The sequence below is a fragment of the Enterobacter sp. CC120223-11 genome (genome assembly GCF_900215375.1).
Lineage (GTDB): Bacteria > Pseudomonadota > Gammaproteobacteria > Enterobacterales > Enterobacteriaceae > Scandinavium.
Window position 1 is genome coordinate 1 of sequence record NZ_OBEF01000018.1, and the last position, 25,380, is coordinate 25,380.

Genomic DNA, 25,380 nt, shown 5'->3' on the forward strand with positions numbered 1-25,380 from the left:
TAAGGTTCGATTCGAACGCAGTGAGAAAGCGTTGCCGCAGGCAACGACCCGAAGGGCGAGTCGCTTCAGCGGCGAGTAATCCTTCCCCCGCCACCATCTCCTCATAAAGCGTCTCAGCTAAATCAATCCCTTGAATCACTTAGCATTCCGTAGCGAGAAGGTTTTTTCACGCCAGACCTTCCCGGTGGCACTCCGTTTTACCGGACTACTAATATGCACTGTCACCGTAGGCACGGTAAGGCGAAGCCGCCACCGGGCATGAACCAACCACTACACGCCAGGCAACCGTCGCCCGACAGGCGAACTTTTCACAATAGATGTATTCGACTGCGCGAGCTCTGATAACCCGTCCAGCAGCGTATCCAGTTGACCGATATCCTTGACCACCAGCCTTGCCACAAAGCAGTCCTCCCCCGTCACTTTGTCGCACTCAATGCATTCGGGCATCGTCTGGAGATATTTCTCCACTTTGAGCAGAGCGCCGGGCAGCGGCTTGACTCGCACCAACGCCTGCAGGGTATAACCCAACGCTGCCAGGTTCACTTTGGCGCTGTATCCCTCAATCACACCCCGCTCTTCCAGGCGCTTAAGCCGCTCGGCAGTGCTTGGCGAGGTGAGGCCCACTTCAGCACTCAGTACTTTTAGCGAGACGCGGGCATCCTTCGTCAGACAGGCTATGATCCGCCTGTCGATGTCGTCGATAAGGTATTCCATCTCTTTTGCCTTATTTATAAATGAAAATAACGTACATTACCTTATAACACATCTGTAACAACACGCGTCAGGCGTCCAGAATAGGTCCATCAACTGTGGAGGTGTCTATGCATGAACGTAATACGGGCGTCTGGCAAATGAGCCTGGCGATGCTTATCTCTGGCTCCATTGGCGCTTTTGTCCTGCTGTCAGGTTTGCCGGTGATTGACGTGGTTTTCTGGCGCTGCGCTATCGGTGCGCTTGCCCTGCTGCTCTTTATACGACTGAGCAAGCAACCCTTCAGCCAATTGACCCGCCGCACTTTGCTACTGGCCATAGCGGGTGGCGTCGCGCTGGTCATCAACTGGCTGATGCTATTTGCCGCCTACGATCAAATCTCCATCGGCATGTCGACGGTGGTCTACAACACCCAGCCGTTTATGCTGGTGCTGATGGGCATGGCTTTCGGCGAACGGGTCGCGCTGGTGAAATGGGGCTGGCTGGCTCTGGCGTTTGTGGGCGTGGTGGTGCTGCTGTCGAGCGAGCTCTCTCAGCCCAACGGTCATCTGCTCACGGGCGTTATGCTGGCGCTGGGTGCCGCATTTTTTTATGCGCTGACCGCACTGATTGCTCGCCGACTTCACCCGCTGCCACCTCAACATATCGCCCTGATTCAGGTCCTGACGGGGGTAGTGATGCTGTTGCCGCTCGCCCACTTTAGCCAGCTCTCCGCAGCTTCACCTTGGGGGATTCTGTTGACGCTCGGGATCGTGCATACGGGCGTCATGTATCAGCTGCTCTATAGCGCCATACAGAAATTGCCCACCCCGCTCATTGGCTCCCTGTCATTTATCTATCCGCTGGTCGCCATCGTGGTCGATGCGGTCGTGTTCGGTCACACGCTGAATGCAGTGCAGGGGTTCGGGGGAATATTGATTCTGCTGGCGGCTGCCGGAAATAACCTGGGATGGGGCACAAAGCAAAAGGCCCCGCATGCGCAGGGCCTTGAACAGAAAGTCCGTTAATCAGCGACGAGCGCGAACAATCTGGTATTTGCGTGTCAGGTACTCCACCGGCACGCTCCAGATATGCACCAGACGCGAGAACGGGAACAGCACGAACAGCGTCATCCCGAGCACCAGGTGCAGGCGGAAGATAAACGCCACGCCATCCAGATGAGCAGACGCACCGCCGTGGAAGGTCACCACGGATTGCGCCCAGCCGACCAGTTTCATCATTTCACTGCCGTCCATATGCTGAGCAGAGAAAGGAATAGTCAGCAGACCCAGCGCACACTGGATAACCAGCACCGACATCACCATAATATCAGCCTTGGTCGTGGTTGCCCGAATGCGCGGATTAAACAGTCGGCGTTTGAGCAGCAGAATGCCGCCCACCAGACACATCACGCCCGCCGCACCACCGCCAAACATCGCCATCTTCTGCTTCACTTCCAGCGGCAGCCAGGCCTCATACATCCAGTGCGGCGTCAGCATCCCGAAGGCGTGACCGGCAATCACGCCGAGGATCCCGAGGTGGAACAGATTTGATGCCAGGTTCATCCCTTTTTTGTCCAGCATCTGGCTGGAACCCGCACGCCAGCTGTACTGTCCATAGTCGTAGCGCAGCCAGCTACCGACCAGGAACACGGTCCCGGCGATATACGGGTAAATATCAAAGAAGAACATATTCAGGAATTGCATTAGCGCTCTCCTCCAGTTGAGATATTCAGATACTGCGGTGCAACCGCTCCGGCAAAGCGGCGCTGATGGGCCGCGATGTCCGATTCAGCACAGCCCTGGTCGGCAAAGAATTTCACCTGCTCTTCTTCCCAGACCGCATCCAGCGCCTGCGGCGTGTCATCGCGGGCTTCGTCAGCAATTTTTTCCGCCATCTTCACGCTGTCCACTTCGGTGCTGGCAAGCTTGAGCAGCACGTCAAACAGCACGGCATAGTGGCTTTCACGCTGCTCCAGTCGTGCCTTCAGCAGTGCCAAAATCGGGGCGATGTCCTGCAGGCCGCCAATCGCTTCGTCACGCGGTAGCTGCGCCAGATATTCCAGATAGAGTGGCAGATGGTCCGGCAGTTCGCGGCTGTCGAGCTCCAGCCCGTGCTGCGAATACTGCGCCATCAGGTCAACCATCGCCTGGCCACGATCGCGGGATTCGCCGTGAACGTGCTCAAACAGCAGCAGCGATGTGGCGCGACCACGATCGAACAGCTCGCTGTAAGCGGCCTGAACGTCGAGCAGATCCTTTTGCGTGAAATCGCGAACGAACACGCACAGCGACTGAGCCTCTTCTTGCGCCAGCACGTCAGACTCTGCCAGCGCTTCATGAAGCTCCTGCTGATGCTGCCACAGGGCAGCATCCGGGTACTCCAGCAGGCGGGAGATAATCACCAGCTCTTTCATGACCGACGCTCCGTTTTGCTGGTCACATCGATGGCGTCGATGCGACGGCTGTTGAACAGGTTGAAGCCGCTGTCGGAGCCGTGGCAGCCGTCACCAAAGCTGAAACCACAGCCGCTCTTCTCAGGGAAGGCGTCACGGGCCAGCTCACGGTGGCTGCTCGGTACCACGAAGCGATCTTCGTAGTTGGCGATAGCCAGGTAGCGGTACATTTCCTGCGCCTGGGCTTCGGTCAGACCGACTTCTTCCAGTGCGGAGATATCGTTCACGCCGTCCACTGTTTCGGCACGCTTGTAGTGACGCATCGCCAGCATACGTTTCAGGGCACGCAGAACAGGAGCGGTGTCGCCGGCAGTCAGCATGTTCGCCAGGTACTGCACAGGAATGCGCAGGCTGTCGACGTCCGGCAGAATACCGTTGCTGCCGATCTCACCCGCGTCGGCCGCAGACTGAATCGGAGACAGCGGCGGCACGTACCAGACCATTGGCAGAGTACGGTATTCCGGGTGCAGCGGCAGAGCGAGCTTCCAGTCCATCGCCATTTTGTATACCGGCGACTGCTGAGCGGCGTCGATTACGCTCTGCGGAATGCCCTGCTTCAGCGCTTCTTCAATCACTTTTGGATCGTTTGGATTGAGGAACACGTCCAGCTGACGCTGATAGAGATCTGTCTCGCTCTCGGTGCTTGCTGCCTGCTCAATCGCATCTGCGTCATACAGCAGTACGCCGAGATAGCGGATGCGGCCCACGCAGGTTTCGGAGCAGACAGTCGGCTGACCAGCTTCGATACGCGGGTAGCAGAAGATGCACTTCTCGGATTTACCGCTCTTCCAGTTGAAGTAGATTTTTTTGTACGGGCAGCCGGTGATACACATGCGCCAGCCGCGGCACTTGTCCTGATCGATCAGCACAATGCCATCTTCTTCACGCTTGTAAATCGCCCCGCTCGGACAGGTCGCCACACACGCCGGGTTCAGGCAGTGTTCGCACAGGCGCGGCATATACATCATGAAGGTGTTTTCGAACTGGCCGTACATCTCCTTCTGGATGTTCTCGAAGTTTTTGTCACGGGACAGCTTCTCAAACTCACCGCCCAGATCGTCTTCCCAGTTCGGGCCTGCGGTAATTTTGTCCATCCGCTGACCGGTGATCAGCGATCGAGGACGGGCAATCGGCTGATGCTTGCTTTCGCCCGCTTTGTGCAGCGTCTGGTAGTCGAAATCAAACGGCTCGTAATAGTCGTCGATACCCGGCAGATGTGGGTTGGCGAAGATTTTACCGAGCAGCATGGCTTTGTTACCCATGCGCGGCACCAGCTTGCCGTTAATTTTACGGATCCAGCCGCCCTTCCATTTCTCCTGGTTTTCCCAGTCGGTCGGGAAACCGACGCCCGGCTTGGTTTCCACGTTGTTAAACCACGCGTACTCCACGCCTTCGCGGCTGGTCCAGACGTTTTTACAGGTGACTGAACAGGTGTGACAGCCGATGCATTTGTCGAGATTCAGCACCATGCCGACTTGTGAACGAATTTTCATTTTACGCTCTCCTGTACCTGGTCATTACCTTCGCCGTCTAACCAGTCAATGTTCTTCATCTTACGGACCACCACGAACTCATCACGGTTAGAGCCAACGGTGCCGTAGTAGTTAAAGCCGTACGCCAGCTGCGCGTAGCCGCCAATCATGTGGGTCGGTTTCGGGCTGATGCGGGTCACGGAGTTGTGAATGCCGCCGCGCTGGCCAGTAATTTCCGAGCCAGGCAGGTTCACGATGCGCTCCTGAGCGTGGTACATCATGGTCATACCTGCCGGTACGCGCTGGCTCACGACCGCACGTGCGGTCAGGGAACCGTTGCTGTTGAAGACTTCAATCCAGTCGTTGTCTTCAATGCCCAGCTCTTTGGCGTCTGCTTCACTCATCCATACGATCGGGCCGCCGCGTGACAGGGTCAGCATCAGCAGGTTGTCGCTGTAGGTGGAGTGAATGCCCCACTTCTGGTGCGGCGTCAGGAAGTTCAGCGCCTTTTCAGGGTTGCCGTTGGACTTCTGCCCCATCACCGCTTTCACCGAACGGGTGTCGATCGGTGGACGGTACACCAGCAGGCTTTCGCCGAAATCACGCATCCACTGGTGATCCTGATACAGCTGCTGACGGCCGGAGAGCGTACGCCATGGGATAAGCTCATGAACGTTGGTGTAGCCTGCGTTGTAGGAGACGTGCTCATCTTCAAGGCCAGACCAGGTCGGGCTGGAGATAATTTTGCGCGGCTGGGCCTGGATATCGCGGAAGCGAATTTTTTCGTCTTCTTTGTTCAGCGCCAGATGCGTGTGGTCACGACCGGTAATTTCGCTGAGTGCTGCCCAGGCTTTCACGGCGACCTGGCCGTTGGTTTCTGGCGCGAAGGTCAGGATCATCTCTGCCGCGTCAATGGCGGTGTTGATCATCGGCTGGCCTTTCGCCGGGCCTTCTGCCTTGGTGTAATTCAGCTTACGCAGTAGATCGACTTCGCTTTCGGTGTTCCAGGCAATGCCCTTGCCGCCGTTGCCAATTTTCTCCATCAGCGGGCCGACGGAGGTGAAGCGCTCGTAGGTTGCCGGGTAATCGCGTTCCACGGTCATGATGTGCGGCGCGGTTTTGCCTGGGATCAGGTCGCATTCACCTTTTTTCCAGTCCTTCACGTCCATCGCCTGCGCCAGTTCGGCCGGGGAGTCGTGCTGGATTGGCAGCGTCACCACATCGGTTTCTTTGCCGAGGTGGCCCACGCACACTTCTGAGAATTTCTTCGCGATATCCTTGTAGATATCCCAGTCGCTTTTGGATTCCCACGCAGGGTCTACAGCGGCGGAGAGTGGATGAATAAACGGATGCATATCCGAAGTATTCATGTCGTCTTTTTCATACCAGGTGGCGGTCGGCAGCACGATGTCGGAGAACAGGCAGGTGCTCGACAGACGGAAGTCCAGCGTCACCACCAGATCCAGTTTGCCATCGAGACCGTTATCAACCCATTCCACCTCTTCCGGCTTCATGCCGCCCTGCTCACCGAGATCTTTGCCCTGAATGCCGTGCTCGGTACCCAGCAGGTACTTCAGCATGTATTCATGGCCTTTACCGGAGGAGCCCAGCAGGTTTGAACGCCAGATGAACATGTTACGCGGATGGTTTTTACCGTTGTCCGGACGCTCAGAGGCGAAGTGCATCGAGCCGTCTTTCAGGGATTTCACGGTGAAATCGACCGGCGACATGCCCGCTTTTTCCGCTTCCGCTTTGATGGTCAGCGGGTTAGTACCGAGCTGCGGCGCAGACGGCAGCCAGCCCATACGCTCTGCACGCACGTTGAAATCAAGCAGATGACCACTGTAGCGGGATTTATCCGCCATTGGCGACAGCAGCTCCTGCGCGGTCAGCGTTTCATAACGCCACTGGCTGGAGTGGTTGTAGAAGTACGAGGTGCTGTTCATATGGCGCGGTGGACGGTTCCAGTCCAGCGCGAACGCCAGCGGAGTCCAGCCGGTTTGTGGACGGAGCTTTTCCTGGCCCACATAGTGCGCCCAGCCGCCGCCGCTCTGCCCGACGCAGCCGCAGAAGATCAGCATGTTGATGATCCCGCGATAGTTCATATCGAGGTGATACCAGTGGTTCAGACCGGCCCCGACGATGATCATCGAACGACCATGGGTTTTATCGGCGTTATCGGCAAACTCGCGAGCGGTACGGATAATCTGCGCACGGGAAACGCCGGTGATCTGTTCCGCCCAGGCTGGCGTGTACGCTTTCACGTCGTCGTAGCTTGTGGCGCAATTCTCATCGTTCAGACCGCGTTCCAGGCCGTAGTTAGCCATGGTCAGGTCATAAACGGTGGTGACCAGCTGGGTGGTGCCGTCGGCCATTTGCAGACGTTTCACCGGCAGCTTGTGCAGCAGGATGTTTTCCAATTCAACGCTGGCGAAGTGTTCGGTGCCGTCACCGCCGAAATACGGGAAGCCCACTTCGGCGATTTCGTCGTGGCTGCCAAGCATGGAGAGGCGCAGCTGAACTTCTTCGCCGCTCTTGCCGTCGCGCTGTTCGAGGTTCCACTTGCCTTTGTCGCCCCAGCGGAAGCCGATGGAGCCGTTTGGCACGGTCATTTCGCCGTTGTCATTGAAGGCAACGGTTTTCCATTCCGGATTCTGCTCCTGGCCCAGGCCGTCGACGAGGTCAGAGGCGCGCAGCATGCGGCCCGCGGCGTAGTAGCCATCGCGCTCTTCCAGCGCCACCAGCATCGGCATATCGGTGTAGCGACGCACGTAGTCGGTGAAGTACTGGCTTGGCTTATCGAGGTGGAACTCACGCAGCATGACGTGGCCCATCGCCAGCGCCATCGCCGCATCGGTGCCCTGCTTCGGCGCCAGCCACAGATCGCACAGCTTGGCGATTTCGGCGTAGTCCGGCGTCACGGCCACGGTTTTGGTGCCTTTGTAGCGAACTTCAGTGAAGAAGTGCGCATCCGGCGTACGCGTCTGCGGCACGTTCGAGCCCCAGGCGATGATATACGAGGAGTTGTACCAGTCGGCGGATTCTGGCACGTCGGTCTGCTCGCCCCAGGTCTGCGGAGACGCAGGCGGCAGGTCACAGTACCAGTCGTAGAAGCTCAGGCAGGTACCGCCGAGCAGCGAGAGGTAACGTGCACCCGCGGCGTAGGACACCATCGACATCGCCGGGATCGGCGAGAAGCCCGCCACACGGTCAGGGCCGTAGGTTTTGACGGTGTAGACGTTAGAGGCGGCAATCAGCTCATTCACTTCCTGCCAGGAGGAGCGCACGAAGCCGCCACGACCACGCGCCTGCTTAAAGCTTTTGGCTTTGTCGGCGTCTTCAATAATGGAAGCCCAGGCATTCACCGGGTCCGGGTGCTGAACCTTCGCTTCGCGCCACATCTTCATCAGGCGTTTGCGCATCAGCGGGTATTTCAGGCGGTTGGCGCTGTAGAGATACCAGGAGTAACTCGCCCCACGCGGGCAGCCACGAGGTTCGTGATTTGGCATGTCGGGACGGGTACGCGGGTAGTCAGTTTGCTGGGTTTCCCAGGTCACCAGACCGTTTTTCACGTAGATCTTCCAGCTACATGAACCGGTGCAGTTTACGCCGTGGGTAGAACGCACCACTTTGTCATGCTGCCAGCGTTGGCGGTATCCATCTTCCCAGTCCCGGTTAGTTTCCAGAAGCTGGCCGTGCCCATCGGCAAAGGTTTCGCCCTTCTGCTTGAAGTAGCGAAACCGGTCCAGAAATTTGCTCATCGGGTTTCTCCTGATTGGGAGCCTGTTGGCTCTCTGATAAATCGACATTGCAACAATTGCGGCGAAGGTAACCCTCTGAAAGAGGTTGAGAATTGATGGCGATCAAGGCGAGTCAGGATGTTACCGCTTGCAAAACAAGCACATACCCACAAAGTATTAGTATTTTCAATTTCTTATCATGCTGTTTTATAAAGGTTTTTAAGAGTCGCAACCAGAAAGCGCTGAGCCGCAATACGATGGGGGTTATTAAGGAGTATTAGATGCCATTACAGCTGACAAAATGGCTGAACAGGCGCGAGCAAGAGGCAGGAGGCTGGCGAAAAAAGGGCAAAAAAATGGCGCGATCTCTCGCGCCATGATAATCAAAAAGTCAGACTTATTTTTTTGTTTTACGCCCGTATACCGCCCAGGTGATCACCACACAGGCAATATAGAACACGAGGAAGACTTTCATTGCACCCGCCGGGGAGCCGGTCATTTCCAGCGAAATACCAAAGGATTTCGGAATAAAGAAGCCACCGACTGCGCCAATCGCAGAGATAAAGCCGAGCGCCGCCGCGGTATCCGTTGCGGCTTCACGCATTGCGTGCTCTTCGGTACCGCCCTGTGCTTTCACGCGATCCATGGTCAGCTTGCGGAAGATGAGGGAGATCATCTGGAAGGTGGAAGCACTCCCCAGACCGGCCGTCACGAACAGGCCCATAAAGACCGTGAAGAACGCCACGAAGTTTCCGCCCTGGCCGTTGGTTGGCAGCGTCAGGAACAGCAGTGCAGAGAAGATAGCCATCGCGATGAAGTTAATCAGCGTCACGCGAGTGCCGCCCAGACGGTCAGAGATGCCGCCGCCGAGGGAGCGGGCCAACGCGCCGATGAACGGCCCGAAGAAGGCGAAGTGCAGAATATTGATATCCGGGAACTGGGTTTTGGAAAGCATGGCGAACCCGGCAGAGAAACCGATAAACGAGCCGAAAGTCGCCAGGTACAGCACCGCCATGATCCACAGGTGACCACGCTTCAGCACCGGCAGCTGCTCTTTCAGAGACGCCTTAGACGCTGCCAGGTCGTTCATACCGAACCAGGCCGCCAGCGTGAAGATAATCAGGAACGGCACCCAAATCCACGCGGCATTCTCCAGGAACAGAACAGAGCCATCTGCCTGCTCAACGCCTTTACCGCCGAAAATCGCAAAGATGGACATCCCTACAACCAGTGGGGCAAGCAGCTGCATCACGCTCACGCCCATGTTGCCGAGGCCGCCGTTCACGCCGAGCGCCCCGCCCTGCTTTGCTTTCGGGAAGAAGAAGCTGATGTTCGCCATACTGGAGGCAAAGTTTGCACCCGCAAAGCCGCACAGCAGCGCGATTACCATAAACACGTTAAATGGCGTGGAAGGATCCTGCACCGCAATACCAAGCCACACGCATGGCACGATCATGATCCCGGTACTGAAGGCAGTCCAGCGACGTCCGCCAAAGATTGGCACCATAAAGGCGTAAGGTACACGCAGCAGCGCACCGGACAGCCCCGGCAGCGCGGTCAGCATAAACAGCTGATCGGTGGTGAAGTTAAAACCGACTTTATTGAGGTTTACTGCGACAGCGCTGAACAACATCCAGACGCAGAACGCGAGCAGCAGGCAGGGGACAGAAATCCACAGGTTACGGCTGGCCACGCGATGTCCGCGGGTTTGCCAGAAGGCCGGGTCTTCTGGGCGCCAGTCAGTAATGACGGCGCCTTTATCCTTTTCCGAAGCGGAAGTGTGACTCATATAAACCTCTAATGATGATGTGATATGCCGCCACATTAGGGTTTACGCGCCAGGGTAAGTTGATATAAATCAAAGGAAAAGGGAACATATTCGGGCCTGAAAAATGGCCCTCATCCTTAATGAGTAGAGCTAATCACTCAAAAAAGTGTGGTTTATCACGCCGCTTATCGGGGTCTAACCCCTTCTCAGCCATTTCTTGCCCCCACCGGCAATTAAGAGGTAATCCTTTGGGGGTATGGGTATACTCCAGGTGATATCCGAGAATAAGTCACACGCCCGGATGGTATCCCCGGTCAGGAGCCCTGCTGCCGATGTTTAAACGTCTTTTTACCCCGCTGACGCTGGTCAATCAACTGGCGCTTATCGTTTTGCTGTCCACTGCCATCGGCGTGACGGGCATGGCGATCTCTGCCCGTCTGGTCCACGGCGTGCAGGGCAGCGCTCATGCCATCAACAAAGCGGGCTCCCTGCGCATGCAGAGCTATCGCCTGCTGGCGGCGATTCCGCTGCATGGCGATGACCAGAAACTGTTCGATGAAATGAATAAGACGGTGACCAGCCCCGAGCTGATTGAGTCCGCCCGTCGCGACGGACAGCAAGAGCAACTTGCTTCATTGCAGAAGTACTGGCAGTCCGAGCTGGCACCGAACATGAAGCAGGCCACCAGTCAGCAGCAGGTTGCCGGGGAAGTGGCAAGCTTCGTGAATCGCATTGATGAGCTGGTGACCGCCTTTGACCATACCACTGAAAAGCGCATTCAGCATGTGGTGTGGGTGCACCGAATGATGGCACTGTGTATGGCGCTGCTGCTTCTGTTCACCATTGTCTGGCTGCGCGCCCGGCTGCTACATCCGTGGGAGCAGCTGCTCAGAATGGCCCGCGCCGTCAGCCAAAGAGACTTCAGCCAGCGCGCGAAAATAAGCGGACGAAACGAAATGGCTACCCTCGGCATGGCCCTGAACAACATGTCGAAAGAGCTGGCAGAAAGCTACGCCGTGCTCGAACAGCGGGTACAGGAAAAAACCGCCAACCTCGAACAGAAAAACGAAATTCTCGCTTTCCTTTGGCAGGCCAACCGCCGCCTTCACTCTCCGGCTCCGCTGTGTGAACGCATCTCTCCCGTGCTGAACGGCCTGCAGGGCTTAACGCTACTGCGCGATATCGAAGTGCGCGTTTACGACATGGAAGATGAAGAGAACCATCAGGAGTTCAGCTGCCATTCGGAAATCAACTGTGATGACAAAGGCTGCTATCTCTGCCCACGCAATCTGCCGGACCTGCCCGGCGGCGGCATGACGCTGAAATGGCGTCTGACCGATGCCCATAATCAGTACGGTATTTTGCTCGCCACCCTTCCTGCAGGCCGCCACCTGAGCCACGATCAGCAGCAATTGGTGGATACGCTTGTCGAACAGCTGACCGCCACCCTCGCCCTCGACAGGCAGCAGGAGCGCCAGCATCAGCTGATTGTGATGGAGGAGCGAGCCACTATCGCCCGTGAACTTCACGACTCCATCGCCCAGTCTCTGTCCTGTCTGAAAATGCAGGTCAGCTGCCTGCAAATGCAGGGTGAAACATTGCCGAAAGAGAGTCGCGATCTGCTGAGCCAGATGCGCAATGAGCTGAACACTTCATGGGCGCAGCTGCGCGAGCTGCTGACCACCTTCCGCCTGCAGTTAACCGAACCGGGACTGCGTCCGGCGCTTGAGGCAAGCTGCGAAGAGTACAGCGCCCGCTTTGGCTTCCCGGTGCAGCTGGATTATCAGCTGCCGCCACGCTTTGTGCCTTCGCATCAGGCCATTCATGCCTTACAGATTGCCCGCGAGGCCCTGAGCAATGCGCTCAAGCACGCGGAAGCCACCGCCGTCACCGTATCAGTGACGCAAAATGACAACCAGGTACGCCTGATCGTGGCCGACAACGGCCGCGGCGTACCGGACCACGCAGAACGGCAAAACCACTACGGCTTAATCATCATGCGCGACCGGGCGCAGAGTCTGCGCGGCGATTGCCAGGTCAGACGCCGCGAAACGGGAGGCACCGAAGTGGTGGTCTCGTTTATTCCTGAAAAGCCGCTTCCACAACCACAAGGAGAAATCCATGAGTAATCAGGAACGGTCCACCATCCTGTTAATTGACGATCACCCTATGCTGCGCACCGGCGTGAGGCAGCTTATCAGTATGGCTCCCGACCTTCAGGTTATCGGAGAGGCCAGCAACGGCGAACAGGGCATTGAACTGGCGGAATCTCTCGACCCGGATCTGGTGCTGCTCGATCTGAACATGCCCGGTATGAACGGCCTGGAAACCCTCGACAAGCTGCGTGAGAAATCCCTTTCGGGCCGCGTGGTGGTCTTCAGCGTGTCGAACCACGAAGAAGATGTGGTCACCGCCCTCAAGCGTGGCGCGGATGGTTATCTGCTGAAAGATATGGAGCCGGAAGATCTGCTGAAGGCGCTGCATCAGGCCGCCGCCGGTGAAATGGTATTAAGCGAAGCGCTGACGCCGGTCCTTGCCGCCAGCCTGCGCGCCAATCGTGCAACCTCCGACCGTGATATCAATCAGCTGACGCCGCGCGAACGCGACATCCTGAAGCTGATTGCCCAGGGCCTGCCGAACAAAATGATTGCCCGTCGTCTCGATATCACCGAAAGCACCGTTAAGGTTCACGTAAAGCACATGCTGAAGAAGATGAAGCTCAAATCCCGCGTGGAAGCGGCGGTGTGGGTACATCAGGAACGCATTTTCTAAGGTAACAGCTGCGAATCTGACGTCGCCGCGGGGAACGTGACCAGCGGCTCCGTCAGCGCCAGCGTGATCGTATTCGACGAGACGCGCTGCCCTTTCTCATCTTCCACTACCACTGACAAGCGCCAGCGATTCTGCGCGCCTTCACTGTAGTCCCATGCGGGCATAATCAGCGTCCAGCCGTCGGTGCTGTGGCTGTTTTCCGGTCGCGTCAGGCTTAATTTTTGGCTATCGCCCTGCCATGTCAGGGATTTGATGGTATAGCGGCTGCGCACCTGCAGCTTCAGCTCCACGGTTTCACCGGGCTGTAAATCCCACGGCGGCGTAGCAAGGAAGACGGTGAGCGTTTTACGCTGACGATATTCCACCACCGGCAGGCTGTTGCGCTCCGGACTGTCGTAGCGGCTGCCACGCAGCGAGGTGAAGGCCGCCACTTCGCCAGAATCCAGCTGTTTCTTCAAAGGAACACCAAAGCGGTAGTTGAGCTTCATCCCCAGATTGTTCTGACTGACGCCGTTCTCACCCTGCTTGTGTCCGGCGGAAATCGTCACCATCGGCACCGGGGTGTATGCCAGCCCCAACGATACCGCCAGAGGATTGTGATAGCCGGTGCCGGAATGGAATAAATCGACGCTGTCGCCGTAGTACTGCTCGAAGCTGACGCTGGTGTTGATATAGCGATAAAACGGCAGGCGCGCCTGAGCCGTGAGGTCGTAGCCGCGCGCCATGCGGCTTTCCACGGTGGCGCTGTCATCTCGCCAGCTGCTGAAAGGCTGATAATAGTTAGCGGAAAGACGCAGATATTGCCCCCAGGCTTCGGCGCCCAGGCCACCGCGTTGCAGGTTTTCTCCCGGCAGCGCGTCATAAAAGGTGTTGTAACCCAGCAGCCAGTTGCCTGCGACCCAGCGCTGACCCAGGCCGATGTTGCTGACCAGCCCGTCCTCCTGCTGCGTCACGCCCACCTGACTCCAGGTCAGATAGCGATCGTTGTCATCCAGCGGCACAAACCAGCTCCCGTGGCTGCCGGTGAATTTTCCCTGGCCGTCCACCAGCAACTCTGCGGTAGCATTCCCCCAGGGCGAAAGCCAGTAATCCAGCTGTTGATTCACTTCATCATTGAACTGATGACTCAGTTTTTCGATGGCGAACAGCCGGGCCTGGTCGCTCGCATCCAGGCCGTTATCCTGCATGCTCGCTTCGCCAAAGGCTTTCATCATCTCGGCCAGGTGCTTTTCGCTTTCGTGGGTGTCTGACGCCATGCCGAGGTTTGGCAGCGTGTCGGGCGTGTCATCAAAAGGATGCTCGGCTTGTTCAGTGAAGGTCTGGCGGGCACCTGCGGCACCTCCAGCGAAGGGCAAGAGTAAACACAGCAGCAGGTCAGGACGTGAAAACAAAGGCTTCAAAACGCAGTCGGGTTCCTCAGAATCAGCACTCTCCTGTTATTTTAACGGGTTTCCCCTTACCTTTCAGCCTCAGGGCAATTTTCAGGAAGATCCTTAAGCATCGGCTAAAGTTAAACCACCTGCCCTGCGTGAGAATCCCCAATGAACCTCCTGTCGCCCTTTGTTGCTTTGGCCGCGCTTTGCGGCTGCCTCGGTTCTGCCTGCGCCAGTGGATTATTTATCCTGCAATCACCCGCTTTCGCCGATAACGCCATGCTTGACGCGGCCTATGCCGGAAATGATGCAAAAAATGCCAACTGCACCGGCAAGAACAGCTCCCCTCCGCTGGTGTGGAGCAACATGCCGCCGCAGACGCAGAGCCTGGCGCTGATCGTCCACGACCCGGAAGGCAATAAAGGCCTCGGCGTAACCCATCTGGTGGCCTATAACATTCCCACTGCGACAACAGGATTCGCCCCGGATGCTTTAAGGGATGGCAAGGGCTTCACCGGTGGAAAGAACACGCCGGGCAGCGCCGCCTGGTACGGGCCTTGCCCTCCGCCAGGATCGGGCGCACATCATTACACCTTCACGCTGATTGCCACCTCTCTACCGCCAACGCTACCGGCAGGATTAACACGTGAAGCATTGTTTGAGCAGCTGAAAGGCCATCAGCTTGCCGCCGCCGGGCTGATCGGGCGTTTTGGGCAATAGTGATGCAGCAGATCATTGTGCTGCCTGGCACCTGCGCAGTAGCATCGGGGCCACCATTTTCCGTCAAGGAGTGAACATGCAAAGCATTGTGATTATCGCCAACGGCGCGGCCTACGGCAGCGAGTCGTTATTCAACAGCCTGCGGCTGGCCATTGCGCTGCGCGAACAGCAGCCCGTCAGCCTCAAAATATTCCTGATGTCCGACGCCGTCACCGCCGGACTGCGTGGGCAAAAACCCGCCGAGGGCTACAACATTCAGCAAATGCTGGAAATTCTCACCGCGCAGGATGTTCCGGTAAAACTGTGCAAAACCTGCACCGATGGCCGGGGGATTAGCGGGCTGCCATTGGCGGATGGCGTGGAGATCGGCACCCTGGTTGAGCTTGCGCAATGGACGCTGGAGGCGGACAAAGTATTAACCTTCTGAGTCAAAAAGCGCTGATAAAGTGTTTTTTCTTATGGACCCGGTTCCACCATCAAGTTCCTGCCCGGCTTGCCGATATGCAAGCCAGACAACACAGCAGGAATATATAATATGTTTCGTTCGATTCGCACACGCATCATCGCGGCAACCGCCGGGTCTCTGGCGGTTGCCCTTCTTCTCAACACCATCATTAACTATCAGGTCACCCGTCGCGATAATCTCCAGGCCCAGCAGGAGATGTTAATCAGTACCCGCACCAGCCACAGCATGGCGATTGCCGACTGGGTCAGCAGCAAAATGGCGGTGATTGCTTCCCTTGATAAAGTAGCCCTGAGCGACGACCCGGTGCCGCAGTTCCTGCAAATGGCCCGTGCGGGCGGCTTCAGTAACGTCTATGTCGGCTACGCCAGCAAAACGGCAAAGTTCTCTGACCCGACGGGCGTACCGACCGATTACGACCCCACTATTCGCCCGTGGTATCAGCAGGCGCTGCATGATGATGCTCCAGTTGTTACCGCGCCGTACGTGGACGCAGGCACTGGCAAACTTGTCGTGACATTTGCGGTGCCGGTCAAAGAGAACGGTGAACTGAAAGCCGTTGTCGCAGGCGACGTCACCATGGACAGCGTGGTGGCAAACGTCCGCGAAATTCACCCGACGCCCGCCAGCAGCGGCCTGCTGCTCAACAGCGACGGCAGCGTGATTGCGGCAAGCGACCCGGCATTGACGCTGAAGCCACTGAATGAGGCGATTAGCGGTGTCAGCCTGAAAGCGCTTGCCTCCGGGGAAACGGTTTCGGGCGCACTTGGCAACAGCGATAAATTCTTCTCCGCCACGCCGGTTCAGGGCACGCACTGGCTGCTGGTTGTCGCACTCGATCATGGCGACGCCACATCCGGCATGAATGCCCTGCTGAAGGCTTCGGCTATTACGTTCATCGTCCTTGTGCTTGTTGGCGGCGGCATCGTGCATCTTCTGGTATCGGCAATGCTGAAACGTTTGCTGACCATTCGTGATGCGATGCTGGCTATCGGCAACGGCACCAACGATCTCTCTCAGCGCCTGCCGGAAGATGGCAAAGATGAAGTGGCGCAGATAGCCCATGCCTTCAACCTCTTCAGCAACAAACTGGCGCAGGTGATGCTGCAGCTACGCGATGCCACCTCTTCGGTTCAGACCGCCGCCCAGGAAATTGCTGCGGGCAACCGGGACCTGTCGGCACGCACCGAACAGGCAGCCTCGAGCCTGCGTGAAACAGCCAGCGCCGTGGAGCAAATTACCGCATCGGTATCACAATCCACAGAATCGGCCACGGCGGCCAGTGAGCAGGCAGAGAAAGCCACAAAAGTGGCCTCCAAAGGCGGCAGCGTCGTGTCCAGCGCCATCGACACCATGCAAGCCATTGAAACCGCATCGGCCAAAATCGGCGATATCACCAGCGTTATCGACGGCATCGCCTTCCAGACCAATATTCTTGCGCTGAACGCCTCCGTCGAAGCAGCACGCGCCGGGGAACAGGGCCGCGGTTTTGCCGTGGTTGCCGGGGAGGTCCGTAACCTGGCAAGCCGCAGCGCCCAGGCCGCTAAGGAGATCAAAACGCTGATCGACTCCACCACCGAAAGCGTGGCGACCGGATCGCACTATGTGCGTCTCGCCGGAGAGAGCATGCAGGAGATCGTCTCCAGCGTTGGCAGCGTTTCGGGGATCATCCGTGAGATCAGCATCGCCAGCAGCGAGCAGATGCAGGGCATCAAAGAGATTAACCACGCGGTGATTCATCTTGACCGGATGGTGCAGCAGAATGCCGAACTGGTGGTGGAATCCGCCGCAGCGGCAGGCGCCCTTCAGTCTCAGGCGGGGGACCTTGCTACAACAGCGGGCCATTTCCGTATTTAATCTTTTGCAGGCGCGAGTTTGAACCCTGAATATCGCGCCAGCTGAAAGGTTTCAGGAACATTGTCATTATTGTTTAAACGTTGCAGCATTTTTTGATCAAAATCAGCATCCGCGGTCTCCCTCTTTGGTGTTATGCCATGAGTGAATTGTGAACAACATCACACAGAGGAAAACGTAGCAGGGAGCGCGCTGGCTGAGGGCAACGGGGTAAAACAATGGCGATGGTAAAAGCAAGTCTGACATTATTTGGCGGGGATACGGTGGTGGTGCGCTGCTCGGAGCGTTGTCACATTCATTTGATGAGTGCGAAAAAGCAGGCGAATGATAGCCAGGCCGATATTCTTAGCGTGCAAAATCGGGATAAGGCTTATTTAACCGTGCCTTACAGCGGCACCTGGAATGTACTGATCGACAGCCACAGTCAGTCGCTGGAGCACTCCATTAGTTTCGTTCCCGCATAAGCCACAAAGCCCGGCGCTGCCGGGCTTTTTCTTGTGGCTCATCAGGCCGTTCGCGGAAGATTTTCGCCGTTAAGCAAATGCCGCACGCTTCCCACCAGCTCCCACAGACATTCATCCTGCATCCCGAGCTTGATCAGTTCCTGTTCGAGCGAGAAAAGATACTGCGCGTTAGTACCGAGCGGCCCACTTGCCGAAGCGATGAGCGGGGCAACCACCTGCACGCTGGTGTCTGACTCATACAGCGGGTGGCGAGGGTCCATGATGAATACCAGCGCGTTGACCGTGCGGCCATCGTCCAGCGTCAGCCTGCACCAGGTCGGCAGATAGCAGCCGGTGATCATTTCACGCTTCCAGAGCAGGGAAAGCTCTTCTTCCAGCGCACAATGACGGAGCCTGTAGGCTACGCCGGTGGTGCGTCCGCCCTCTTTCAGGGCAAGCATCCGGCCAGGCTGGCAGGCGCTGCCCCGGCCTGCCGTCAGGCGCAAACAGAAGGCGCGGTGCCAGCCGACGAGCGTGCCGGTGCAGGATTCACTGTAATCCAGCGCCGGGTTCCACATCAGCGAACCGTAACCAAATATCCATACAGGGCCATCATCCGGGCGACAGGCTAACGTGGCAGCCAGCGAGGCTGCGCGTTGTTCCGGCGACCAGAGTAGCGATTCCTCGATTGCACCAAAGGCCGTTTTGCAATCGGCTTTCAGCAAGAAATCACGCGTTAACACTTTTAACCTCCACCACTGCAGACTTCCCTGCGACCACTGATTTCCCTTTATATTGCTGAAATAGTATCCAGCTTTCACTGACAATATGCAATGAACGGGCCGATAGCAAGGCAACAAAGCGTCAATAAGCGTTAAATAATTCTACAGGTCAGCAAACAGGAGCTATTAAGCGGCTCATTTATTCCTTTTTGTGCCATTTATCGTCCTCGCCTTTCTGGTCATCATGTCTGCCCGGTGCTGAACACTTTCGGGCAATTCACTGCTATTTTTGTAGGGCATGTTTTATTCAAACTTCAGGATAAACCTTAAGCCCGGTGCAGGATGTACTAGCCAGCACACGCAATGAGTAATTGTATTATTCAGCGCATCAACAAGCTGTTATTTAAACTTAATTTAAACATAACCTGCTTTTTAATCGGCCTTTAAGATTAATCAGCCTTAGGGGTAAATTTCGGTAAAAAATCACAGGAAATTCACGTAAGTCTGCTATTTTATCGCCCTACTTTATCTATAATTATAAAAACTGCAGGAATGGAGAGGATTCATGACACATGCACATGAGGCGGTAAAAACCCGCCACAAGGAGACATCGCTTATTTTCCCGATTGTGGCGCTGGCCGTACTGGTTTTCTTTGGTAATAACCAGTCGCTGCCAGTGGTTATCGGGATTAATATTCTGGCGTTAATTGGTATTTTAAGCAGCGCGTTTAGCGTTGTTCGTCACGCAGACGTACTGGCTCACCGCCTTGGTGAACCCTATGGGTCTTTAATTTTAAGCCTTTCGGTGGTGATTCTCGAAGTCAGCTTGATTTCCGCCTTAATGGCAACAGGCGATGCCGCGCCGACGCTGATGCGCGACACCCTCTATTCAATCATTATGATTGTCACCGGCGGCCTCGTCGGCTTTTCACTGCTGCTGGGCGGACGCAAATTTGCGACTCAGTACATGAATCTTTTCGGGATTAAACAGTATTTAATCGCCCTCTTCCCGCTGGCCATAATCGTGCTGGTCTTCCCGATGGCGCTGCCGGGTGCGAACTTCTCCACCGCGCAGGCACTTCTGGTTGCCCTGATTTCCGCGGCCATGTACGGCGTATTCCTGTTGATTCAGACCAAAACGCACCAAAGTTTGTTCGTCTATGAGCACGAAGACGAAGCCGACGACGACGATCCGCATCACGGTAAACCGTCCGCCCACAGCAGCCTGTGGCATGCGGTCTGGCTTGTCGTCCATCTGATTGCGGTTATCGCGGTTACCAAAATGAATGCCAACCCGCTTGAGGCGCTGCTGACCAGCCTGAACGCACCAGTCGCCTTCACCGGTTTCCTGGTGGCGCTGCTTATCCTTTCTCCGGAAGGTTTAGGTGCGCTGAAAGCGGTGCTGAACAATCAGGTACAGCGCGCGATGAACCTGTTCTTTGGTTCAGTGCTGGCAACCATTTCCCTGACCGTGCCAGTTGTCACGCTGATTGCATGGGCGACAGGCAATGACCTGCACTTTGCGCTCGGTTCGCCGGAGATGATAGTTATGGTCGCCTCGCTGGTGCTGTGCCACATTTCGTTCTCCACCGGGCGCACCAACGTGCTGAACGGTGCTGCACACCTGGCGCTGTTCGTGGCCTATCTGATGACGATATTTGCCTGATTGCCGGGTGGCGCTGCGCTTACCCGGCCTACTGATTACGTAGGCCCGCGCAAACGAAGTGCCGCCGGGCAATGCTGCCCTCACCAACTGACATAAAAAAACCCGCCGCGGCGGGTTTTTTGTTACCTGATAAAACTTACTTGCTGGTATCCAGCGGCTCGAAGTTCTTCACCAGATCGTCAATGGCTTTGATCTGTTTCAGGAACGGTTCCAGCTTGTCCAGCGGCAGCGCGGACGGGCCGTCGCATTTCGCGTGCTCAGGGTCCGGGTGTGCTTCGATGAACAGGCCAGCAAGGCCGGTTGCCATACCCGCACGGGCAAGTTCAGTAACCTGCCCGCGACGTCCACTTGAGGCAGCGCCAAACGGGTCACGGCACTGCAGCGCGTGGGTCACGTCAAAAATCACCGGGGAGTTGCCGGAAACGGCTTTCATCACGCTGAAGCCCAGCATGTCGACAATCAGGTTGTCGTAGCCGAACTGCGTCCCACGGTCGCACAGGATAACCTTGTCGTTGCCGCCTTCGGCAAATTTATCGACGATGTTACCCATCTGGCCTGGGCTTACGAACTGCGGTTTTTTGACGTTGATGACAGCATTGGTCTTCGCCATCGCTTCAACCAGATCGGTCTGGCGTGCGAGGAACGCTGGCAGCTGAATTACGTCAACCACGTCTGCAACAGGCTGCGCCTGATGCGCTTCATGCACGTCGGTGATGATTTTCACGCCGAAGGTCTGCTTCAGCTCCTGGAAAATCTTCATCCCCTCTTCGAGGCCCGGGCCACGATAGGATTTGATGGATGAGCGGTTGGCTTTATCAAACGAGGCTTTGAACACGTAAGGGATGCCGAGCTTCTGGGTCACGGTGACGTAGTGCTCGCAGATGCGCATTGCGAGGTCACGGGACTCCAGCACGTTCATGCCGCCGAACAGCACAAACGGCAGGTCGTTTGCGACTTTGATATCGCCAATGCTAACCACTTTTTGTTTCATAGGATCGCCTTATCAGGGGTTAATCGGATTCTTTCCGGATTAATGCAAGGTAATGTGTTTGCTCGCGATGCTGTTGATCTGCGCGCGAATGATTTCGCTGATCGGATCTTCCGGGCACTGCTCCACGAAATAGCTCAGGTCGCTGAGCGCGACGTGTTCGCACTCCAGCTGGGCGTAGATCAGGCCGCGATCGCGGATTTCATAAGGATCTTCAGGATTAAACTGCAACAGCGCCTCGCTCACGCGCAGGGCCAGTTCCATCTGCCGCTCTTCCATCAGGGCGGATTTCAGGGTGTCGAGCAGTTTGCGGATCACTTCTGAGTTATCCGCTTCATCCAGATCCTCATTAAAGAGTTCGGCCACCGGGCTGATGTTGCCCTTCAGCCACACTTCGAGGGTGTGTTCGTCGAGGGTATCGCCAGTGAAGGGGTTGATAAGCCACATTTCGCCGGTTTCAACGTCCGCGCGCAGCAGCAGCTGAGTCGGGAAAATCACCGGCATCATCGGAATCGACAGACGTCGGGCCACCCACAGCATAATGGCACCAAGAGACACGGCGCTGCCTTCACGGTTTTTCAGCACTTTATCGAGCCACAGCGCGTCAGACAGACGGTAAATGCCGTGGGCAGAGCTGAAGCCCCACTCGCCATAGAACAGCTCAATCAGACGTTCGACCTGACGGGTTTCTGTCCAGGAGGGGCTGATTTCTTCCTGCGCCAGACTCACCAGTTGTTCCAGCTCGTCAATCACATACTGAGCCTGGAAATCGTCACGGATCAATTCAGAGATGAGGATCATGCCGTCGCACAAAGGTGCTTTGTTAAATTCAAAATCCGCTAATGACCTCATGACCTACCCCAACTGCGTGTTACCCAATGGCAACCTGATGACTTCAAAATGATGCTAATAATAACGCTAAACGTGCTTTCAGTCAGCATTCCGTCTCCCGACCGTTAAGCGCTCGTTTCCGCCATAGTCACGACAGGTTTCCACCTCATCGTAACCGGCCTTCTGATAAAGCGCGCGTACTGCCTCGCCCTGCTTCCAGCCGTGCTCCAGCAGCATCCAGCCGCCGGGCAGCAGAAAACGCTTTCCTTCGCGGATGATGTGAGCGAGATCGGCCAGACCTTCGTCAGGTGCAACCAGCGCGCTCAGCGGCTCAAAGCGCACATCGCCTTCGCCAAGATGCGGATCTTCGGCATCAATATAGGGCGGATTGCTGACAATCATGCCAAACGTCTGCCCTTCGAGCGCCGCGAACCAGCTGCTCTGAACAATCGTCACATTCGCAATGTTCAGGCTTGCGGCATTGCGCTTTGCCAGCGTCACGGCGTCGGCAACATAGTCCACCGCCGTCACCCGGCAGTCTGGCCGCTCGCTCGCCAGCGCCAGTGCAATTGCCCCGGTGCCGGTGCCTAAATCGAGAATGCTGCATGGCTCCGCAGATAAACGCGCCAGCGCCTGCTCCACCAGACACTCAGTGTCCGGGCGCGGGATAAGCGTTGCCGCAGAAACTTCCAGCGGCAGCGACCAGAATTCACGCGTGCCGACCAGATGAGCAACCGGTTCACCGTTCGCCCGACGCACCAGCAGCGTTTCCAGCTTCTCGCTTTCTTCAGCTGTCAGACACGTTTCATCGAACGCCATGATGAAGGTGCGCGTTTTGTCCGTCACGAAGCCGAGCAAAATTTCAGCATCCCGGCGCGGGCTTTCGCTTTGCGCCAGGCGTTCAATCGCCTGAATCAGCCACTGCTTAAAAGTCATCATTCCTGATCGGACAGCGCCGCCAGCTGATCTGCCTGATATTCCTGGACGATCGGTTCGATAAGCATATCGAGCTTGCCTTCCATGACTTCGTCGAGGCGGTACAGCGTCACGTTGATGCGGTGATCGGTGACGCGGCCCTGCGGGAAGTTATAGGTACGGTTACGGTCGCTGCGATCGCCGCTGCCGAGCAGGTTACGGCGCTCGGAGGCTTCTGCCTGCTGGCGCTTGGCGATTTCGGCGGCGCGAATACGGGAGCCCAGCACCGAGAGCGCTTTGGCTTTGTTTTTGTGCTGCGAACGCTCGTCCTGACACTCAACCACGATGCCGGTTGGCAGGTGGGTAATACGAATGGCGGAGTCGGTGGTGTTTACGTGCTGGCCGCCCGCGCCGGAGGAGCGGAAGGTATCAATACGCAAATCTGCCGGGTTGATGTCCGGCATTTCCGCTTCCGGCAGCTCCGGCATCACCGCGACGGTACAGGCGGAGGTATGAATACGCCCCTGAGATTCGGTGGCGGGAACGCGCTGAACGCGATGGCCGCCGGACTCAAACTTCAGACGACCATAAACGCCTTCGCCGCTGATTTTAGCGATCACTTCTTTGAAGCCACCGTGCTCGCCTTCGTTGGCGCTCAGGATCTCCACGCGCCAGCGGCGAGATTCGGCATAGCGGCTGTACATGCGGAACAGATCCCCGGCAAACAGCGCCGCTTCATCGCCACCCGTGCCTGCGCGCACTTCGACAAACGCATTGCGCTCATCGTCCGGATCTTTTGGCAGCAGCAGCACCTGAAGCTCCTGCTCGAGCTGTTCCTCTTTCGCTTTGGCTTCCTGCAACTCTTCCTGCGCCATTTCGCGCATTTCCGGGTCGTCGAGCATCATCTGCGCGGTTTCAATGTCTTCCTGCACCTGCTGCCAGTCGGTAAAACATTTCGCTACGTCGCTCAGCTGCGCGTACTCTTTTGATAAGGCACGAAAACGCTCCTGATCGGCGATGGTGCTGGCATCACCCAGCAGGGCCTGGACTTCTTCGTGGCGCTCGTGCAGCGCTTCCAGTTTGGCAACAATAGACGGCTTCATAGGCGTGAATTCACCCTGTAATAAGAATTTGAGAGAGCAGCGCTACTCCAGCCCGAGGCTGTCGCGCAGAATATTCAGGCGTTCATCGTCCCCGTCACGGGCAGCCTGCTGAAGAGATTTGGTTGGCGTGTGGATCAGGCGGTTGGTCAGCTTGCGCGCCAGATCCTGCATTATGGCTTCGGCGTCTCCGCCCTGCTGCAATGCCGCCAGCGCGCGGCTGGTGAGTTCATCACGCACCAGATCGGCCTGCGAGCGGTATTCACGAATGGTCTCGCTGACGCTTTGCGCACGCAGCCAGGCCATAAATTCACTGGTTTCCTGCTCGACGATCGTTTCAGCCTGCTGGGCGGCGGCTTTGCGCTGCGCCAGGTTGTGCTGAATGATGTTTTGCAGGTCGTCCACGCTGTAGAGATAGGCGTTGGCGAGTTTGCCGACTTCCGGCTCTACGTCGCGCGGTACGGCGATATCCACCAGCAGCATCGGCTGATTGCGGCGCGCTTTCAGGGCGCGTTCGACCATGCCTTTGCCGATAATCGGCAGCGGGCTGGCGGTGGAGCTGATGATGATGTCGGCTTCTTTCAGGCGCTCGTCCACTTCGCTCAGCGCAATCACTTCCGCGCCGACTTCATCGGCCAGCACCTGAGCGCGTTCGCGGGTACGGTTAGCGATCAGCATCTTTTTGACGCCATGTTCGCGTAAATGACGCGTCACCAGTTCAATAGTTTCCCCTGCGCCCACCAGTAAAACGGTCACCGACGACAGCGATTCAAAGATTTGACGCGCCAGGGTACAGGCTGCGAAAGCAACAGAAACGGCACTGGCGCCGATATCGGTTTCGGTGCGCACGCGCTTGGCTACGGAGAAGGATTTCTGGAACATGCGTTCCAGCTCGCTGGCGTTGAGATGGCCACGGCTGGAATCGGCGAAGGCTTTTTTAACCTGCCCGAGGATCTGCGGTTCACCGAGGATCAGCGAATCGAGGCCGCTTGCCACGCGCATCAGATGGCTGACCGCGTCGTTGTCCTGATGCCAGTAAAGGCTCTGACGCAGGTCCGCTTCATTCAGCTGATGATAATCACACAGCCAGCGAACCAGGGATTCCTGCAGGTTTTCCTGCTCTTCAACGCTGAGATAAAGCTCGGTGCGGTTACACGTCGACAGCACCACTCCGCCCTGCACCATCGGCTGGGACAGCAGACTTTCCAGCGCCAGGTCGAGCGTATCAGGCGAAAACGTAACACGTTCTCGCAGCGCGACCGGTGCGGTTTTGTGGTTAATGCCTAGTGCCAGGAGCGTCATGAATGCAGGAGTAGTACCAGCGTTGATAAGGTTAGTCTGAGCGCATCATACAGGATGCGCAAGGTCAATAAAAGAGAGGGCCCCCTTTCGGAGTAATCGGTAATAT

21 protein-coding genes and 1 other RNA gene are annotated in these 25,380 nt (G+C 56.9%); 9 read left to right on the forward strand and 13 right to left on the reverse strand.

The genetic code is table 11. The features are described 5' to 3' along the window. A non-coding RNA gene (locus CRO87_RS18175) (RtT sRNA) lies at positions 1-96 on the forward strand; the annotation flags it as partial. 174 nt (positions 97-270) lie between these two features. On the opposite strand, the gene CRO87_RS18180 is transcribed toward CRO87_RS18175, so the two are convergent. Beyond that, on the reverse strand, positions 271-714 hold the full coding sequence (locus tag CRO87_RS18180; RefSeq protein ID WP_097164337.1) for an Lrp/AsnC family transcriptional regulator: 444 nt from the start codon (positions 712-714) through the stop codon (positions 271-273). A gap of 107 nt (positions 715-821) precedes the next feature. On the opposite strand from CRO87_RS18180, the gene CRO87_RS18185 reads away from it, so the two are divergent. Next, positions 822-1,718, forward strand: a complete 897-nt coding sequence (locus CRO87_RS18185; protein WP_097164338.1) for a DMT family transporter — start codon at positions 822-824, stop codon at positions 1,716-1,718. Here the strand turns inward: CRO87_RS18185 and narI are convergent, their stop codons facing one another. From narI to CRO87_RS18210, 5 genes are all read right to left on the reverse strand, one after another. After that, positions 1,719-2,396, reverse strand: coding sequence for a respiratory nitrate reductase subunit gamma (gene narI, locus CRO87_RS18190; protein ID WP_097164339.1), 678 nt, complete (start codon positions 2,394-2,396; stop codon positions 1,719-1,721). It lies immediately after the preceding gene. Then, positions 2,396-3,106 (reverse strand): nitrate reductase molybdenum cofactor assembly chaperone, encoded by a 711-nt coding sequence (narJ, locus tag CRO87_RS18195; protein WP_097164340.1) that lies wholly within the window; start codon positions 3,104-3,106, stop codon positions 2,396-2,398. Before narJ ends, narI begins: the two co-directional genes overlap by 1 nt. Continuing rightward, the gene (gene narH / locus CRO87_RS18200; protein ID WP_097164341.1) at positions 3,103-4,638 is read right to left on the reverse strand and encodes a nitrate reductase subunit beta; all 1,536 of its coding nucleotides are present in this window, start codon (positions 4,636-4,638) and stop codon (positions 3,103-3,105) included. Before narH ends, narJ begins: the two co-directional genes overlap by 4 nt. Next, positions 4,635-8,378 (reverse strand): nitrate reductase subunit alpha, encoded by a 3,744-nt coding sequence (locus CRO87_RS18205; protein ID WP_097164342.1) that lies wholly within the window; start codon positions 8,376-8,378, stop codon positions 4,635-4,637. Before CRO87_RS18205 ends, narH begins: the two co-directional genes overlap by 4 nt. A gap of 376 nt (positions 8,379-8,754) precedes the next feature. Beyond that, on the reverse strand, positions 8,755-10,146 hold the full coding sequence (locus CRO87_RS18210) for a NarK family nitrate/nitrite MFS transporter (RefSeq protein ID WP_097164343.1): 1,392 nt from the start codon (positions 10,144-10,146) through the stop codon (positions 8,755-8,757). A gap of 311 nt (positions 10,147-10,457) precedes the next feature. Between CRO87_RS18210 and narX the strand changes: the two genes are divergently transcribed. Together narX and narL are read left to right on the forward strand one after the other, a co-directional pair. Beyond that, positions 10,458-12,254, forward strand: a complete 1,797-nt coding sequence (gene narX, locus CRO87_RS18215; RefSeq protein ID WP_097164344.1) for a nitrate/nitrite two-component system sensor histidine kinase NarX — start codon at positions 10,458-10,460, stop codon at positions 12,252-12,254. Continuing rightward, positions 12,247-12,897, forward strand: coding sequence for a two-component system response regulator NarL (gene narL / locus CRO87_RS18220; RefSeq protein WP_097164345.1), 651 nt, complete (start codon positions 12,247-12,249; stop codon positions 12,895-12,897). The genes narX and narL overlap by 8 nt, the downstream gene beginning before the upstream one ends. Here narL and CRO87_RS18225 read toward each other — a convergent pair. Further along, positions 12,894-14,288, reverse strand: a complete 1,395-nt coding sequence (locus tag CRO87_RS18225; protein WP_141398715.1) for a YchO/YchP family invasin — start codon at positions 14,286-14,288, stop codon at positions 12,894-12,896. The genes narL and CRO87_RS18225 overlap by 4 nt on opposite strands. A 150-nt stretch (positions 14,289-14,438) precedes the next feature. Between CRO87_RS18225 and CRO87_RS18230 the strand changes: the two genes are divergently transcribed. The 4 genes from CRO87_RS18230 to CRO87_RS18245 all read left to right on the forward strand — a co-directional run bounded on the left by CRO87_RS18230 (position 14,439) and on the right by CRO87_RS18245 (position 17,771). Further along, complete coding sequence (locus tag CRO87_RS18230) at positions 14,439-14,990, forward strand: YbhB/YbcL family Raf kinase inhibitor-like protein (RefSeq protein WP_097164346.1); 552 nt, start codon at positions 14,439-14,441, stop codon at positions 14,988-14,990. A 76-nt stretch (positions 14,991-15,066) separates the two neighbouring features. Then, positions 15,067-15,417, forward strand: a complete 351-nt coding sequence (locus CRO87_RS18235; protein ID WP_097164347.1) for a DsrE/DsrF/TusD sulfur relay family protein — start codon at positions 15,067-15,069, stop codon at positions 15,415-15,417. Between the two features lie 108 nt (positions 15,418-15,525). Beyond that, positions 15,526-17,310, forward strand: coding sequence for a methyl-accepting chemotaxis protein (locus CRO87_RS18240; RefSeq protein WP_097164348.1), 1,785 nt, complete (start codon positions 15,526-15,528; stop codon positions 17,308-17,310). A gap of 215 nt (positions 17,311-17,525) precedes the next feature. Then, positions 17,526-17,771 carry a DUF1883 domain-containing protein gene (locus CRO87_RS18245; protein WP_097164349.1) on the forward strand — a complete coding sequence of 82 codons (246 nt, stop codon included), beginning with the start codon at positions 17,526-17,528 and terminating at the stop codon, positions 17,769-17,771. A gap of 41 nt (positions 17,772-17,812) precedes the next feature. Here CRO87_RS18245 and CRO87_RS18250 read toward each other — a convergent pair whose 3' ends face one another. Then, positions 17,813-18,493, reverse strand: a complete 681-nt coding sequence (locus CRO87_RS18250) for a gamma-glutamylcyclotransferase (RefSeq protein ID WP_097164350.1) — start codon at positions 18,491-18,493, stop codon at positions 17,813-17,815. A gap of 544 nt (positions 18,494-19,037) precedes the next feature. Here CRO87_RS18250 and chaA point away from each other — a divergent pair. Beyond that, the gene (chaA, locus tag CRO87_RS18255) at positions 19,038-20,138 is read left to right on the forward strand and encodes a sodium-potassium/proton antiporter ChaA (RefSeq protein WP_097164351.1); all 1,101 of its coding nucleotides are present in this window, start codon (positions 19,038-19,040) and stop codon (positions 20,136-20,138) included. A gap of 136 nt (positions 20,139-20,274) precedes the next feature. Here the strand turns inward: chaA and kdsA are convergent, their stop codons facing one another. From kdsA to hemA, 5 genes are all read right to left on the reverse strand, one after another. Further along, positions 20,275-21,129 (reverse strand): 3-deoxy-8-phosphooctulonate synthase, encoded by an 855-nt coding sequence (gene kdsA, locus CRO87_RS18260; protein WP_097164352.1) that lies wholly within the window; start codon positions 21,127-21,129, stop codon positions 20,275-20,277. Positions 21,130-21,168: 39 nt separating this feature from the next. Next, entirely contained in the window at positions 21,169-21,978 is an 810-nt protein-coding gene (gene sirB1 / locus CRO87_RS18265) for an invasion regulator SirB1 (RefSeq protein WP_097164353.1), read from the reverse strand. 78 nt (positions 21,979-22,056) lie between these two features. After that, entirely contained in the window at positions 22,057-22,893 is an 837-nt protein-coding gene (gene prmC / locus CRO87_RS18270; protein ID WP_097164354.1) for a peptide chain release factor N(5)-glutamine methyltransferase, read from the reverse strand. After that, positions 22,893-23,975: a peptide chain release factor 1 gene (gene prfA, locus CRO87_RS18275; protein ID WP_097164355.1), complete on the reverse strand. Its 1,083-nt coding sequence runs from the start codon at positions 23,973-23,975 to the stop codon at positions 22,893-22,895. The genes prmC and prfA overlap by 1 nt, the downstream gene beginning before the upstream one ends. A gap of 42 nt (positions 23,976-24,017) precedes the next feature. Continuing rightward, the gene (hemA, locus tag CRO87_RS18280; protein ID WP_097164356.1) at positions 24,018-25,274 is read right to left on the reverse strand and encodes a glutamyl-tRNA reductase; all 1,257 of its coding nucleotides are present in this window, start codon (positions 25,272-25,274) and stop codon (positions 24,018-24,020) included. Between the last annotated feature and the right edge of the window lie 106 nt (positions 25,275-25,380).

Excerpts from the sequence above, each read along its gene's own strand:
- CRO87_RS18180 (WP_097164337.1), bottom strand. The coding sequence starts at position 714 with ATGGAATACCTTATCGACGACATCGACAGGCGGATCATAGCCTGTCTG.
- CRO87_RS18185 (WP_097164338.1), top strand. The coding sequence starts at position 822 with ATGCATGAACGTAATACGGGCGTCTGGCAAATGAGCCTGGCGATGCTT.
- narI (WP_097164339.1), bottom strand. The coding sequence starts at position 2,396 with ATGCAATTCCTGAATATGTTCTTCTTTGATATTTACCCGTATATCGCC.
- narJ (WP_097164340.1), bottom strand. The coding sequence starts at position 3,106 with ATGAAAGAGCTGGTGATTATCTCCCGCCTGCTGGAGTACCCGGATGCT.
- narH (WP_097164341.1), bottom strand. The coding sequence starts at position 4,638 with ATGAAAATTCGTTCACAAGTCGGCATGGTGCTGAATCTCGACAAATGC.
- CRO87_RS18205 (WP_097164342.1), bottom strand. The coding sequence starts at position 8,378 with ATGAGCAAATTTCTGGACCGGTTTCGCTACTTCAAGCAGAAGGGCGAA.
- CRO87_RS18210 (WP_097164343.1), bottom strand. The coding sequence starts at position 10,146 with ATGAGTCACACTTCCGCTTCGGAAAAGGATAAAGGCGCCGTCATTACT.
- narX (WP_097164344.1), top strand. The coding sequence starts at position 10,458 with ATGTTTAAACGTCTTTTTACCCCGCTGACGCTGGTCAATCAACTGGCG.
- narL (WP_097164345.1), top strand. The coding sequence starts at position 12,247 with ATGAGTAATCAGGAACGGTCCACCATCCTGTTAATTGACGATCACCCT.
- CRO87_RS18230 (WP_097164346.1), top strand. The coding sequence starts at position 14,439 with ATGAACCTCCTGTCGCCCTTTGTTGCTTTGGCCGCGCTTTGCGGCTGC.
- CRO87_RS18235 (WP_097164347.1), top strand. The coding sequence starts at position 15,067 with ATGCAAAGCATTGTGATTATCGCCAACGGCGCGGCCTACGGCAGCGAG.
- CRO87_RS18240 (WP_097164348.1), top strand. The coding sequence starts at position 15,526 with ATGTTTCGTTCGATTCGCACACGCATCATCGCGGCAACCGCCGGGTCT.
- CRO87_RS18245 (WP_097164349.1), top strand. The coding sequence starts at position 17,526 with ATGGCGATGGTAAAAGCAAGTCTGACATTATTTGGCGGGGATACGGTG.
- chaA (WP_097164351.1), top strand. The coding sequence starts at position 19,038 with ATGACACATGCACATGAGGCGGTAAAAACCCGCCACAAGGAGACATCG.
- kdsA (WP_097164352.1), bottom strand. The coding sequence starts at position 21,129 with ATGAAACAAAAAGTGGTTAGCATTGGCGATATCAAAGTCGCAAACGAC.
- sirB1 (WP_097164353.1), bottom strand. The coding sequence starts at position 21,978 with ATGAGGTCATTAGCGGATTTTGAATTTAACAAAGCACCTTTGTGCGAC.
- prmC (WP_097164354.1), bottom strand. The coding sequence starts at position 22,893 with ATGACTTTTAAGCAGTGGCTGATTCAGGCGATTGAACGCCTGGCGCAA.
- prfA (WP_097164355.1), bottom strand. The coding sequence starts at position 23,975 with ATGAAGCCGTCTATTGTTGCCAAACTGGAAGCGCTGCACGAGCGCCAC.
- hemA (WP_097164356.1), bottom strand. The coding sequence starts at position 25,274 with ATGACGCTCCTGGCACTAGGCATTAACCACAAAACCGCACCGGTCGCG.